Origin of the sequence: Flavobacterium sp. 1, from assembly GCF_002797935.1 — a bacterium.
GTDB lineage: Bacteria > Bacteroidota > Bacteroidia > Flavobacteriales > Flavobacteriaceae > Flavobacterium.
Genome location: NZ_PGER01000001.1, coordinates 1060712 through 1076755 on the forward strand (window position 1 = coordinate 1060712; position 16044 = coordinate 1076755).

7 protein-coding genes are annotated in these 16044 nt (G+C 34.0%); 5 read left to right on the forward strand and 2 right to left on the reverse strand.

Annotation, left to right across the window (positions count from 1 at the left end):
• Positions 1 to 4 precede the first annotated feature (4 nt).
• On the forward strand, positions 5 to 1240 hold the full coding sequence (locus CLU83_RS04450) for a cellulase family glycosylhydrolase (protein ID WP_100430496.1): 1236 nt from the start codon (positions 5 to 7) through the stop codon (positions 1238 to 1240).
• A gap of 649 nt (positions 1241 to 1889) precedes the next feature.
• Here the strand turns inward: CLU83_RS04450 and CLU83_RS04455 are convergent.
• Together CLU83_RS04455 and CLU83_RS04465 are read right to left on the reverse strand one after the other, a co-directional pair.
• Positions 1890 to 5954 carry a two-component regulator propeller domain-containing protein gene (locus tag CLU83_RS04455; RefSeq protein WP_100430497.1) on the reverse strand — a complete coding sequence of 1355 codons (4065 nt, stop codon included), beginning with the start codon at positions 5952 to 5954 and terminating at the stop codon, positions 1890 to 1892.
• 658 nt (positions 5955 to 6612) lie between these two features.
• Positions 6613 to 7332, reverse strand: a complete 720-nt coding sequence (locus CLU83_RS04465) for an NUDIX domain-containing protein (RefSeq protein ID WP_369828750.1) — start codon at positions 7330 to 7332, stop codon at positions 6613 to 6615.
• A 320-nt stretch (positions 7333 to 7652) separates the two neighbouring features.
• Between CLU83_RS04465 and CLU83_RS04470 the strand changes: the two genes are divergently transcribed.
• The 4 genes from CLU83_RS04470 to CLU83_RS04485 all read left to right on the forward strand — a co-directional run bounded on the left by CLU83_RS04470 (position 7653) and on the right by CLU83_RS04485 (position 16000).
• On the forward strand, positions 7653 to 9590 hold the full coding sequence (locus CLU83_RS04470; protein WP_198512245.1) for a glycoside hydrolase family 97 protein: 1938 nt from the start codon (positions 7653 to 7655) through the stop codon (positions 9588 to 9590).
• 25 nt (positions 9591 to 9615) lie between these two features.
• The gene (locus CLU83_RS04475; RefSeq protein WP_100430501.1) at positions 9616 to 9831 is read left to right on the forward strand and encodes a hypothetical protein; all 216 of its coding nucleotides are present in this window, start codon (positions 9616 to 9618) and stop codon (positions 9829 to 9831) included.
• A gap of 347 nt (positions 9832 to 10178) precedes the next feature.
• Positions 10179 to 13235: a beta-L-arabinofuranosidase domain-containing protein gene (locus CLU83_RS04480; protein WP_100430502.1), complete on the forward strand. Its 3057-nt coding sequence runs from the start codon at positions 10179 to 10181 to the stop codon at positions 13233 to 13235.
• Between the two features lie 71 nt (positions 13236 to 13306).
• Positions 13307 to 16000, forward strand: coding sequence for a DUF5695 domain-containing protein (locus CLU83_RS04485; RefSeq protein ID WP_232726976.1), 2694 nt, complete (start codon positions 13307 to 13309; stop codon positions 15998 to 16000).
• The last annotated feature ends 44 nt before the right edge of the window (positions 16001 to 16044 follow it).

Consider the following 16044-nt stretch of genomic DNA (forward strand, 5'->3'; position numbering starts at 1 on the left):
GTATATGAAATTCAATTTAATAATTACAGGAATAATTTTACTTGTATTTTTAAGTTGCGGAAAGGACGATGTTCCTGCAAAAGAAACATCTCCAACTGAGGCTGCGGTATCGTGGCCTCAAAAAACGCCGCGGCTAAAAGTAGAAGGCAGGTTTTTGAAAGATCCTTGCGGCAATAAAGTTATATTGCATGGAGTAGCAATTACGCCCAGCCCTTGGTTTAATGGTGGTGCTGTAGGTGAATGGCGCTGGAATAATTATGATGTTGCAGGCTGCTTGCAATATAATAATGCAATAATGGATAAATTATCTGATGCAAAACAAGGTTGGTATCTTAATTATGTAAGATTGCATATAGATCCTTATTGGACAAACAATTTAGGAGTTTCTGGAATATCTGAAAATGATATTTCTCAATTTAATTTTGATAGATTTAAGCAAGCTGTTGATAAAGTTATTCTGCCGCTTATTGCACATGCAAAAACAAGAGGAATGTATGTTATTTTACGTCCGCCCGGTGTTTGTCCAGAACAGATTGCGGTTGGCGGAGCGTATCAGGATTATCTAAAATTAGTTTGGGATTATGTATCGAAACACCCATCGCTGAAAAATGCTGAAAATGTAATGTTCGAACTAGCTAATGAACCAATAAAGATTAAGTTGACCGATGGTTCAGTTGGTGCAAATACTCAGGCTCATTTTGATCAATTAAAATTGTTTTTCCAGCCAATTGTTAATATGATTAGGACTAATGGAGCCAATAATATTCTTTGGATCCCAGGTTCAGGCTGGCAGTCTCAGTATAAAGGTTATGCAGTTAATCCTATTGAAGGGACAAATATTGGTTATGCAGTACATATCTATCCGGGATACTGGGGCAGAGACAATAATGATCCTATGGTTTTTAGAGCAAATTGGAACGAAAATATTAAGCCAGTTGAAAACTTCGCCCCTATAGCAGTTACAGAAATTGATTGGGCTCCTGAGCAATATGCAGTATGGGGCAAAGGCGGGGTTACTGGAAAAGCCGGACAAAGGGGATTTGGTGCTAATTTTAAAGTTTTAGTCGATGAGTCAGGAAATGTAAGCTGGAATTTATTGTCTCCAGAAAATCTTATCGATAAAGGATCTTTGAATGGCGGTATTGCTTACAATAGTGATCCTGAAGCTTGTGCATTTCCAGTTCATAATTGGTTTAAAGAATATGCAAAGAGCTTAGCCATTTGTAATTCAGGCAAATAATAATTCTATTTGCTTTTCCAATTGTATTCAGAAATAATGATTTAGAGATTCCATATTAAATCCAATTATTGAATTTGAATACTAGTAGAATCAAAAAAGAACTGCGTTTTTATTTTTTTAACGCAGTTCTTTTTAATTTAGAACTAACATTTTTTCTCTATTTTTTTTACCACTATAACTCACAACTTTTTTCAAACTGGTTGGCAGTACAATAGTAAACTTTCGGTTCAGTAACATCCTTTAATATATCACTCCTTTCTATTTGAAAGAATTAATTTCTTTGATGCATCTTTCTTTCCATAGAAAATCATTTATGGATAGAAAGCTTTTTCATTGCTGTAGGTAGGTATTAAACTCATTTTCATAAAGGGTAAAAGACCTGTTTGCACCAAGGCATATTTTTATCTCTAGATTTTCCAGTTTTTTTAGTAGCAAATTGTACTTGGTAGTCAATAGCAATAATTGTTCCTGATAGATGAACAATGCTCTCATAAATCTGTGCAATAAATAGATAGTAAATTGTTTTCGTTTATTAGATATTTGATGAGGATGAAAAAACAGACTTGTTTTAGAAAATAAAATTAAGTAAAGAATTCAGACAGATAGTTGGTTCCGATACCCACTGAAACTGAGATTACCATGGCTGCTATTAAATACCATCATCTTCAGCATCATCTTGATTATCTTCATTTTTTTTAAGATTTTTTACCATGTATGATTTTGGAGACAGACCATAAAATTGCTTAAAACATGTCGAAAATTTTGAGATACTCGAAAAACCAACAAGGTAAGCCACTTCAGAAATATTAGTCTGTTTCGAAGCCAATAATTCACCTGCTTGTTTTAATCTTATATTGCGAATAAGATCCCGTGATGATTGATTCGTCAGTTCTTTTAATTTTCTATGTAGATGGACACGGCTAATACCAATTTCAGCAGCAATCATTTCTACATTCAGACTGGAATTATTTAGGTTATTATTGATAAAATGCATTATTTTATGGATAAGCTTTTCATCGACTGATTCCATTGTTATTTTTTTTATTTTGTCTTCCTGTGCCTGATTGCCACTATAATTGTTTTTTAATAATTCTCTTGTTCGGATAAGATTAAGAGCAGTCTTTTTCAAAATTTCCATATTAAATGGTTTAGTGATATAAGCATCTGCACCAATATTAAGACCTTCCAATTGATCGTGTTCGTGCGATTTTGCAGTTAACAAAATAACGGGAATATGATTCAGATTAATGTTTTTCTTTACTTTTCGGCAAAATGTGACCCCATCCATTTTTGGCATTTTGACATCACTGATAATTAAGTCCAAAGGTTCTTTTAGAACTATATCCAGAGCATCTTTTCCATTGGAGCTGGTAAGTACCCTGTAGTGAGTTGATAATTCTTTATAGATATACTCTCTGATTTCTTCATTGTCATCAACAATCAATACTTTTCGTTTACTGGTTGTATTATTGACAAGCAGTTTATTTTCCTCTTCTAGTGTAATAGTCTCTATACCAGACTCGAAAGAATTGTCGTTAATTTCTTGACTATCTGTTATTATTTCTTCTTTTATATGTTCTTTTTGCACTGGTATGCTAATGATAAAACGGCATCCCGGGGCTTCAGTATTGTTTTCGGCTGTGATGCTTCCGTTATGAAGCTCAACTATGGATCTCGTTAAGTGTAAACCAATACCAGTACCTTCTGAGTATTGAGGTTTATTGTGTTTAACCTGATAAAACCTGTCGAATATTTTGGATATTTCTTTCTCAGCGATGCCTATTCCATTATCGGCAATGGTAATGACAAAATTAGACACATGATCATCTATGAAAATATCAATCTTTCCGCCATTATGAACAAACTTAATGGCATTGGAGAGTACATTTTGTATTATACGATCAAAATATTTCGGATCTACGCAAGCATATAAATTTGGCTTTAGATAATGTAATTCTAATTGGATGCTTTTTGCTTGAACCTGATCTTCAAATAATAAGCAGAGTTCTTCAATGGAACCAATAATATCTGTTCTTTCAAAGTGTAAAGAAATTTGTCCCTGATCAATTTTACGAACATCCATAGCTTGATTTACAAGTTGAAGAATTTTCTCTGAATTTCGGCGCATTACTTGATAATATTTTTGCCTTGCAGTATCCTGATCTGAATTTATTAATTTAATCAAGGGGTTAATAACCAGTGATATTGGAGATTTTATATCATGTGAAATGTTTGTTAAGAATTGAAGCTTAGCTTCATTTATCTGCTTATTTTGTAAATGCTCCTGTATTTTCTTTTTAGTTTTTTCCCTTTGTCTGGCTTGATGGACTACTGCATATATGACAGCTAGAAGCAGAATCCAATAGATGCATTTTGCCCAAAACGAAAAATACCAAACTGGATGTATTGTGATGACAAGCTGACGCACATCTGAATATTTACCGTAGATTTCTGCTTTGACCTGAAAATTATAGGTTCCTGGTTCAAGATTATCGAATGTTACATTATTAACACCTTGTTGTAATTTGTTCCATTTGTTATGTTCCAAAGAATAAAAATAGGTGATGTGCTGCTGCGTATTAAAATCCATGGTTGAAAACTCAATACTAAAAGAATTGTCGTCATAACCCAGATCTACTGTTTTAGCATCAATAAGAGCGCTGTTGACAATATTAAACTGATCCGATTTCATTCCTTTCTTTACAGACTTGTCTTGAATATAAAATCCTGTAATATAAACAGTAGTACATTTAGCGTTGTCTTTTATTTTAGCGGGATAAAAAGAAGTAACGCCTTTCATTCCGCCAAATATAATTTGGTCCTCTTTATCTATAAATGAAGCATTTTTACTGAACTCATTCCCCTGAAGTCCGTCATCAAAATAAAAATTAAAAAATTTCTTGCTGTGCAGATTGAATTTCGAGATACCGTGGTTAGTGCTAATCCATAAATTATCACTTTTATCTTTTTCTATTGCACAAATTATGTTGCTGGGTAAATTATTTTCTGTCGTATAGAGAGTGGCAGGCGACCCTCCCTTTGGCTGATATATTAAGCCTTCAGATGAACCGATCCATAAATTACCCTGATCATCTTCCTCTAAAGCATAAATAACTTTGTTTTCTAAAGTATGATTTAATCCGTTTTTTTTAATATAACTTTTGGTTTTAAGATCTAGGCAATAAAGTCCGTCATAGGTTCCAACATATAATGTATTGTTTTTAGCAAATAAGAGACAGTTGACATACCAATTTGTTAGTACGTTGTCATTATTTTTTGGCTTTGAATCATTATTAATCACCTGATGTGTTTTCAAATCCATTGTATAGAGACCTGAGCCTAATGTCCCAATCCATAAATGCTTGTCACGGTCTTCGGTAATGCTGTATATACTCTCTACAGGTTTGTTTTCTTTGTCCAATATATTGTGGATAAAATCAAACTTATTAGTGCTTCGATTGAGTTTTGCCATTCCATGCAAATAAGTTCCGATCCACAGGTCATTATTAGAATCCTCAAAAATGCACATAATAGTCAATCGTCCGAAACCGTTTTTTTCAATATTATAATGATATTCTTTTTTGTTTTTTGATGAAATGCCATACAAACCATCACCATCCGTTCCTACCCATAAAATGCCTTTTTTATCCTTGTAAACTGACATAACACAGCTGGAACCAATAATATTATTGGCCACGGATTGGAATCCTAAATAATTAAAATTATTCTCTTTGGGAGGTAATAACAATACTCCTTTTTGAAATAAACCCATCCAAAGATTCCCAGCTCTATCTTCCAAAATTGTATGTACTTTGGACATTGAGAAATCAAAATTTGGAACATTATAATTCACAAAGGAGAGTTTCTTCTTTATCGGATCATAAGAATACAGCCCCATTCCGTCTGTACCAACTAATATTTTATTATTTTTATCCAGAAACAATTTTTTTATAGGAAGGGGAATTGAAGGATTAAAAGAATCAAATTTTTGTTCAGACTTGCTGTAAATAAAAAGCCCGGAGTTTAGTGTGCCAACAAAAAGATTCCCTGCTTTATCTTCACAAATGCTGGTAACATTCGTCAAGTGTTCTTTTGAAAGGAAAAACTGTTTTACATTATTGTTGATATCAATTCTCCACAGTCCTTTATCTTGTGTCAAAATCCAAAGATTCTGATCTCTATCCTCATAAAGTTCATAAATAAGCGTACTTGATATACCGACAGATAATGGTTTAGCGATGGGTTTAGCTTTTTTTAAATCAGCTTTGAAAATTCCAAAACCAGAAGTACCTATTAAAATATCTCCATTTCTTTTCTGAAGCATGCAGCTTACATGAGGATTAAATTTTCTGTTTATAGAGCCTGTTATCGGGACATCACTGAAGGAATCCGTTGCATGATTATAGATTTGTAATCCATTAATGAAACCAAAAAATAAATTTTTGTCTTTATCTTCAAAGATTGATTTTATGTAATTGTTGAGGGGAGAACCGGGCGTGTTTTTTTTGCTTTTGTAAATAACAAATTTTGCTCCGTCATATCTGTTTAATCCATCCTCTGTAGCAACCCAAATATATCCTTTACTATCCTGAAATATAGAGTTAATTAAACTGCTTGACAGCTGTAAATCAGATGTGTATAACTTACCTGATTGAGATCTTGCAGTATAAGATATCAAAAGGAGGATAGCTGTTATTATTTTTAAGTTTTTCAAAATGAAACACAATTAATTAAAATAATTTTGATCTAAAAAAGCAACTAACAGCGATTTTAAAAATGATATTTGGAGTATTTTTAAATATAGTGCAGTTGACTACAAGTTTAAGAGATATATTTTATTCCAACAAATTTTTTCTAAAAAAAATAGTTACATATTTTATATTTCATTCATTATTTTGACATTTAAATTTTATTTTAAATAGTAAAATAGTAAAAACTTTAAATTTTATTCAAATTTAATTATTAAATGTGTAAAGCACATTTAATTTATGCGATAACTTTATTAATTTATTAAAAATTGTGTAATTCTCTACAAAATATCTTTTTTGTAAGGTAGATTATGTTTAAAATTGTCTTTATGACTATAATGAAGTTCTTTGTAATAGCAGACTAAATTTTAGAGGCGGGTAATATTGTGAAATCAAAAATTTTGAAGTAAAATTTGTTAATGGGATTTAGTATAAACACTTGAAAGTGCAGGATCATGTATTATCAAATGACAATATGATCTCCTGTGGTGTCAATACTGCGCTGGTATCTTTTGATAAATCTTATTTTGGTAAACGTGTGAAGAGGGGGTGTATGGAGAAAGCTCAATTCTTAAATTTAATTTTTATTATTGTCATGATGACTATAATATATTGGTTAGCATGTTAAAATTCGAAACTGAATCCTTTTTTAGTCAGCTTTTGATAAATCTCAGGGTCAAATTCATAAAGCTGGGCAGCTCTGTATTTAACATTTTGCTGTTTTTCAGACAGAGGCTTTAGCAGTTTCATGTTAAGAAATTTACGCCTGAAATTAGGTTTGTCCATTTCGTATCCTAAAATTTCTTCATATAAACGCATAAGTTCAAGCAAAGTGAATTTTTTTGGAAGCAATGAAAAACCTATAGGTGTTTTTTTAACTTTTTTCCGAAGTCTTTTGAGGGCATATTTCAATATTTTACTGTGATCGAAAGCTAGTTCAGGCACATCATTAATACTATACCATTGCGCGTCAGAGGCGCTGCCACCTGCTGTGATGCTGTAGTCAGTGCGTTTGATTATGGCATAGTAGCCTATTGTGACAATTCGGGCTGCGGGATAACGATCAGGAGCACCGAAAGCTTTTAGCTGCTTGAGATAAATGTTATCAAGTCCTGTGACTTTTTTTAGCAGTCTGTAAGCGGCTCCTTTTATATGTTCTTTCTCCGTAATCCAACCTCCAGGAAGCCCCCATTGGTTCATTGATACTCCTTCGCCATGCTGGACTAAGAGTATTTTAAGGCTTCCATTGTCATATCCAAATACTGCACAGTCAATGGTTATGTCTCTCATTACCCATGTAGTATCATTGCTCACAAACTTGTTTTTAATTTTATTTTCTGCCACAATATGCTTTTTTAAAGATATAATCGGTATTTTCTCTCAATTTATTTCGCAAAAATATTAAAAATGATACATGTATTGTCATAATGACTATTTTATTATTCAAATTCGTTTTTTTTCTGCTGAGAATATAGTAATTGTAAAAAAATACACTTAATTTTTTTATTTTTATAGAAAATACGATGTTTTTACACAAACGATTGTGTGAAGAATATTTTTTTTGAAATATTTTATACAGAGTTTTTTATTGATTTGTCTACTGAATGTTTTAAGTCAAGAAAATTTTGTTAGTGAATTGTAAGAAAATTAATTAAATAAAATTTATGAAATCAAAAATTATTTTAGTTCTAGTTGTTATATTTTGTTCTGGTTTTTCTTGGTCACAAAAAGCAGTACTGCAATCCCCCAATCAAAAAATTGTGGCAGCATTGTATGCTATCAATACTAATAATAATGGGGAATGGTATTTGAAAGTGTCATATCATGCAGATAAAAACACATCCGAGATTCTTCCCAAAGTAAAACTTGGGCTTTCTCGAAGCGATCAAGATTTTTCGAAAGAACTCATTTTTTTAAAAGCCAGTAAGCCAAAAATAATAAAGGAACATTATATGCTTCCTTTTGGTAAAAAGTCATTACGGGACAATACAGCAAATGAAATAACGATTTCATTTGAAAATCCAAATAAAGCAAAATTGAACCTTATTATTAGAGCCTATAACGACGGGCTTACTTTTCGATATGAATTTCCAGAAAAACAAGGCTCGTTTAGTATAATAGATGAATTTACTGCTTATCAAATACCAAAAGGAAGCGAGCGATGGCTGGAAAAATGGAATACTGCAAATGAAGGTTTATATGCTGCTTCCAGCGACGATAAAATACTTCAGCAAGAATGGTGTTATCCTGCACTATTCAACTCTGCCGACAAAGCATGCTGGTATTTGCTTCATGAGGCAGATTTAAGCCGAACGTATTGCGGAACAAAGTTAAGTAATACTCAAGATATAAATACTTATAAGCTTACTTTTCCAGACCCTAAAGATGGTAGAGGCACTGGAGAATCAAATCCAAGTATTTCGCTTCCATGGCAATCGCCTTGGAGGGTAATCAGCATTGGCAGTTTAGCCGATATTGTGGAAAGCACTTTGGTTGAAGATGTGTCAGCTCCCACTAGTTTCAAAAGCGTTGATTGGATAAAACCTGGTAAAGTGTCTTGGAATTATTGGTCAAGTAATCACGGAACCAAAGATTATAAAACCGTATGCGAATTTACCGATTTGGCTGTAAAAATGAATTGGCCTTATACTCTTTTAGATTGGGAATGGGATGCTATGGCAAATGGCGGAAATCTTGAAGATGCTTTAAAATACATACATTCCAAAGGAATAAAACCTCTGATGTGGTACAACTCTGGAGGTAATCACACCTGGGTTTCATCTACTCCAAAAGATCGTATGCTTACTCATGAAAACAGGGTTGAAGAATTTACCAAACTCAAAAAAATGGGAGTTGCTGGGGTCAAAATTGATTTTTTTGAAAGCGAAAAACAGGATATGATTAAATATTATCTTGACATTTTAGAAGATGCAGCACAATTCGAAATGATGGTATATTTTCATGGCTGTATTGTACCGCGCGGATGGTCACGCACTTATCCTAATTTAATGACTTATGAAGCAGTGCGAGGAGCAGAATGGTATAATAACGGTCCGGAATTTTCGATTACAGCACCAGAGCATAATACAGTTTTGCCTTTTACAAGAAATGCAGTTGGAGCAATGGATTATACTCCAGTTACCTTTACCAATTCTCAATTTCCACATCATACCTCTTATGGACATGAGCTGGCTCTTTCCGTGATTTTCGAGTCTCCTTTACAGCATTTGGCAGACAGACCGGAAGGTTATTATGAACTGCCAGATGAAGCTAAAACTTTTTTGAAAGAAGTACCGACAGCTTGGGATAATACAAAACTTATTGATGGTTATCCAGGACTGGAAGTTACTATGGCACGCCAAAAAGGTGATTCATGGTTTGTTGGAGGCATTAATGCCTCAGAGCGCCAAGAAAAGACAAAAAAAATCAAGCTAGATTTTTTGAAAGAAGGGGTTAACTATCGTGCAGTGATCATTGCCGATGGTAATCATGATAAGGATTTTAATTCACAAGTAATGGCAGTAAATAAAAATAGCACTATTGAGGTAAAACTGCTTCGCAGAGGAGGTTTTGTCATTTCTTTAAACCCAATATATAAATAGCTCATAATTTTTAAAAACAATTTATATGCGGAGATTCATATACATTTTATTCTTAGGATTGCTGTCTGCATCCATTAGTGCACAGCAATATAAAAATTATGTTTTAATGAAAGATAGATTATCTATAGATTTATCAGAAGAAGTGCTAAGTATAATTCCTCTTACCAACAAATCAATAGGGGTACAATATCAAATTGGAGATGTAAAAGAAGTAAGAGTTTGTCTTAATAAACAAACCTAATGCCCCCAGTTTTACATTGAAAGAAAGCGCAGCAAATTTACAGCTTATCACAATAATCCACATCCTGCTGGATAGTAACGCTTTTTTGCTTATTATATTTATGTTTCTAAGACAGTTGTTTCATTTATTCTTTAAAAACTCACAAAATATTCAATTTAAGATAATATAGTATTTGGTTAGGATAAAATATGGTTGTCCAAATTATAATAATTGCCTTTAAATTTACATATATTAATAATGTAAAAAACACACTCATTGAATATTAGGTGACAAGTATTAATTTATGAGGTTTTAAAAATAAAAAACAAAGACTGCAAGGTTTTATAAATATTGAAAATTAATTAATTATGAAATTACACAAGCTTTTTATATGTGCAATGTTAGGTTTTGGTTCTCTGAATACAGCATCCGTTTGGGCACAAGATGGTGACCAGATTTTAGATGGTATTGGCGAAACTGGATTAATTGCCCGTTATGTGTTTGATGGAGATGCAAAGGATTGGTCACGAAATAATTTACACGGCAAATCGGAATCGAAATTAAATTTTATAAATGACGATCTGTTTGGTAAAGTACTTTCCTTAACACCAGATAATAAAACTTTTGTTGCAATTCCGGGAGAGGCGTTTGCTGGTGAAGAATCACTTAGTATCTCAGGATGGATATATTTGCGTTCGGTGCAGCGCAATCAGCATTTTTTTGATTTTGGAAAAAATGCTAAATCACATTTTTTTGTTGTACCAGCGGGAATCAATAATGATGCTGGCTTTCATTCTGAAATTATCACAGGTTCAGGAGGAAAATATAAAACGGATTCACCAATTTTAGAAGCTAATAAGTGGAATCATGTAGCAATTGTTATTGATATTCCTTCACAATCATTAAATGCTTATGTAAATGGTGTCCTTGTAAGTACAACTAAGAATGTAAATCTCAAATTAGAACAATTATTCGATAGTAATGCGGGTAAAAATAATATGCTTTATATAGGGAAATCGTTTTTATCTGAGGGTTCTTATCTAAATGCAAAATTGCATGATTTCAGATTGTATAGAGTTCCTTTAAATGAAAAACAAATTGGAAAAATTTACCATAATTCCTTGAAAGAAGAAGGGGAAGAGGAAGAAGAAACAGAAGAGGCTGTAGGCGATTTACCAAAGTTCTCCAAAACTACTCCTCAATTATATAATCAATATCTCACTAGTGTGTCCGACGTTAAAATAGAGACAGTAGTTGGCAGTCTTCCAAGATTACCGCGATATGTTAAGGGGGTTTATCGAAATGGAATTGAGGGACCAGAAGTACGGGTTATTTGGCCAGCTCCAACAGATAACAATTCAGTGCTTAATGCTGGGCAATATACGGTAATAGGGAGTGTAGCAGGTACTGATTTAAAGCCGAAAGCCGTTGTTACAGTAAAAGTTGCCAAAGAATCTGCCACACCAGAACTTAAGCTGAAAGCTTTCCATTTGGATGAAGTATCATTGGACTCAGATCTCCATGGGCACAATACAAAATTTATTGAAAATCGTAATAAGTTCATAAAAAATCTCGCTAAGACAAATCCGGATTCTTTTCTCTATATGTTTCGAAATGCCTTTGGACAAAAACAGCCCGAAGGAGCAGATGCATTAGGAGTATGGGATACTCAAGATACCAAATTACGTGGACATGCCACAGGACATTACTTGACAGCAATTGCTCAGGCCTATGCCAGTACTGGATATGACAAGGAATTACATGCTAATTTTGCTAATAAGATGGAGTATATGGTCAATACGCTTTATCAATTGGCACAGATGTCTGGACAACCGCAAACCGCTGGAGGAACTTATGTATCTGACCCTACCGCAGTTCCTAAAGGACCAGGCAAAGCAGATTATGATTCGGATTTGAGTAATGAGGGTATTCGTACTGATTACTGGAATTGGGGAAAAGGTTTCATTAGTGCCTACCCGCCAGATCAGTTTATAATGCTGGAAAAAGGCGCAACTTATGGTGGTCAGAAAATACAAATTTGGGCACCTTACTATACTTTGCATAAAATTCTTGCGGGTCTAATGGATATTTATGAGGTGAGTGGCAATAAAAAAGCCCTTGAAACGGCCAAAGGCATGGGAGATTGGGTTCACGCAAGAATGAAACAGTTGCCAAATGAAACGCTTATCAGTATGTGGAATCGATACATTGCGGGAGAGTTTGGAGGAATGAATGAAGCTATGGCACGTCTTTACAGAATAACAAATGAACATCGCTATCTGGAAGTAGCCCAATTATTTGACAATATTAAAGTGTTTTATGGAGATGCTAAGCATTCCCACGGGTTGGCCAAAAATGTTGACACTTTCCGTGGATTGCATGCTAATCAGCATATACCCCAAATTATGGGAGCACTGGAAATGTATCAGGATTCTAATGCTCCTGATTATTACCGCATAGCTGACAATTTTTGGTACAAAACCACAAATGATTATATGTACAGCATTGGGGGAGTTGCCGGAGCAAGCAATCCCGCAAATGCCGAATGCTTTATCAGTCAGCCTGCTACAATTTATGAAAACGGTTTTTCGGCAGGGGGGCAAAATGAAACTTGTGCAACGTATAACATGCTGAAATTGACCAGTAACTTGTTTCTTTATGAACAGCGCGGGGAATTAATGGATTACTATGAGCGCGGGCTGTATAATGACATTCTTGCTTCTGTAGCAGAAAATACGGCTGCAAATACGTATCATATACCATTGCGTCCAGGTTCGATAAAACAGTTTGGTAATGCAAAAATGAATGGTTTTACGTGCTGTAATGGAACGGCTTTAGAAAGCAACACGAAATTCCAGAATTCAATTTATTTTAAAAGCATTGATAACCAGGTTCTCTATGTTAATCTGTATGTACCCTCAACACTAAAATGGACTGAAAGGAATGTGACAATTGTGCAAAAGACAGATTTTCCAAATGAAGACCATACACTTTTAACAATAAAAGGCGAAGGAAAATTTGATGTTAATGTGCGTGTCCCAAATTGGGCCACTAAAGGTTTTTTCGTAAAAATAAATGGTAAGGAAGAAAAAGTAAAAGCTGTTCCGGGAAGCTACCTTACATTAAGCCGTAAATGGAAAGATGGGGATACAATTGAGCTGCGTATGCCATTTCAATTTCATTTGGATCCAGTAATGGATCAGCAAAATATTGCCAGTTTATTTTACGGACCTATTTTGCTGGCGGCTCAAGAATCAGAACCATTAAAAGAATGGAGAAAAGTAACATTAGATGCTAAAGACATAAGTAAATCGATAAATGGTGATCCAGAGAAATTACAATTTGTTATTGATGGAGTTATTTTTAAGCCTTTTTATAACACCTATGGACGTCATTCGGTTTATTTGGATGTTACGCTAAAATAATTAGCGATAAAACTTCTAAGAAGTTATTACGATATTAACCAAAAACTAAAAAGTATATAAACACAATGAAAATGCAAATCACAAAAAAGTTTAGTTTATTATTGATTTTGATAGGAACCATGAGTGTTCAAGCTCAAGATTACTGGAGCAGAATTGAAAAAAAAGAACCCACTTTGGGTATTGCCGAGGTGTATCAAAAATTCAGCACACCCACTTTTCAATTAAAATTAGTGAAAGCATCACAAACGGTCGCAGGTTTAAGATCTAATAAAAACCTGAATTTTGATTTTACGCCTAGTGACAGACTTGAAATTAGAGACAAAGATGGTTTGTATCATTTAGGTGATATAAATTTAAGAATTAAAGAAACTAACAGTGATTGGAAAAGTTATTCAACGGCTGCAAAACGTGGAGTAATTACACCTTTAGAAACTTCTCAAAAAATTTTAGCGGCTGCTGATCTAGCCAATACATTGCCTGCAGATATTCCGGTTACGATTAAAAGATATTATGAAACCAATGGAAATGATTTAATATTAAGATTTGTAATTACTAATAAAACTGCTAATAATATTGAGATAGGAGCTTTAGGTATTCCTATGATATTCAATAATATTTTAGAAGGGAGATCACTTAATGAAACGCATGCTCAAAATGTGTTTTTCGATCCATACATTGGAATGGATGCTGGGTATTTAGAGGTTAAAAGATTAAGCGGAGAAGGACCAGCATTAGTTGTTATGCCTGAAGAAAATATGGCTTTTGAAGCGTATCGTCCCCTAAATGATGATCCAACACCAAGAAGCATCGTTTTTGAAGGATTTCATGAATGGATGGTGTATAGCAAAGCCTATGCTGATAATGAATGGAAAGGTGCGGAGCAATGGAACAAGCCGACATCATTAATTTTGAAACCTAACGAATCCAAAAGTTTTGCTTTAAAAATGGCATTGTCAGAAGGGATTGAGGATATCCAAAATACGCTTGTAAAAGAAGAAATTCCTGTAGCGACAAGTATACCTGGATATGTTCTTCCTCAAGATATCAAATCGCAGTTATTTTTAAATTACAAAAGCGATGTAAGCTCATTTGAAATTGAACCTAAAGGCACACTTCAAATAAAAGAAGATGGAAAAACGGCTAAAGGTCTAAAAAAATATACAGTTAGTGGTGTAAAATGGGGAAGAGTTAGATTAACTGTCAATTATAAAAATGGAGTAAAACAAACCATAAATTATAAAGTTATCAAGCCTGAAACCGAAGTTATTAAAGATTTTGGACATTTCTTGACAACGGCACAATGGTTTGACCAGCCCGATCCAATTTTTAAAAGAAATCCTTCGGTAATCAGTTACGATTACGAAACCAAAAAACAATTAACTCAAGACAGCCGAGCTTGGGTTGCAGGTTTAAGTGACGAAGGCGGAGCAGGAGGCTGGTTAGCGGCTATAATGAAACAGCTTATCCAACCAGATAAAGAAGAAATTAAAAAGTTAGAGCAATTTGTAGATAAAACGCTTTGGGGTAATATTCAATACAGCGAAGGCAAAAATAAATACGGAGTTAAGAAAAGCGTATTTTATTATGAGCCAGATTCATTGCCAAAAGGTACTTACAGCAAAGATATAGATTATTCTACTTGGGCGGCTTGGAAGCATAAAGATGCAAATGATCCGGGAAGATCGTATAATTATCCCCACGTCGCTGCTGCCTATTGGACATTGTATCGTTTAGCACGATATAATACAGGTTTAGTCAATAGTAAATCTTGGGATTGGTATTTAAAGCAAGCGTATTATACATCGATAGCAATGACTGAGCAAGCTCCATATTATGCTCAGTTTGGTCAAATGGAAGGTTCTGTGTTTTTATTGATTTTAGAGGATTTGAAAAATGAAAACCTTACTGATATGTCATCCAGCTTAGAATCAAAGATGAAAGAAAGAGCGAATCACTGGAGAGCACTCGAATATCCTTTTGGCAGTGAGATGCCATGGGACTCAACAGGTCAGGAAGAAGTATATATGTGGTCTGATTATTTTGGTTATGAAGAAAAGGCAGATGTAACTTTAAACGCAATTTTGGCTTATATGCCTACAATGCCGCACTGGGCTTATAATGGCAATGCCCGCAGATATTGGGATTTTTTATATGGAGGAAAATTATCAAGAGTAGAACGCCAGATTCATCATTACGGGTCTTCATTAAATGCTATTCCAGTGTTGAAACAATACAGAAAAAAACCGGAAGATTTGTATCTGTTAAAAGTGGGTTACGGAGGTCTTTTGGGCGGTATTTCAAACATTACCGAAGATGGATTTGGTCCAGCAGCATTTCACTCTTATCCTTCAGAGTTAAGAATTGACTATATATCTGGAGATTATGGTTCTGGTTTTTATGGCTATGCAGTCAATACAGCTACCTATATTACAAAAGAAGATGATTTAGGATGGTTGGCTTTTGGCGGTAATATCACTGCAAAAGGAGATATAGTGGAAGTAAAATTAACAACTGCGGCAAAATCTAAAGTATTTATTGGTCCAAAACAGTTGTGGTTAACATTGGATGCAGGAACTTTTGAAAAAGTAACTTATAATACTAAAACAGATGAGGTAGAGATTACCTTAAATAGTGAAAATGAATTTACTCCAAATGCCTATTTGAGAATTAACAAAGATATCACGTTGCCTTATGCTAAAGTGCGAGGTGCATACGAAATACCTTTGCAAAAGAAAAGTATTCAAATAAAATTACAGCAAAAATAATTCTTAGTGGTTTGAGAGTTATACTGAAGCAAAGGCAATTTTAA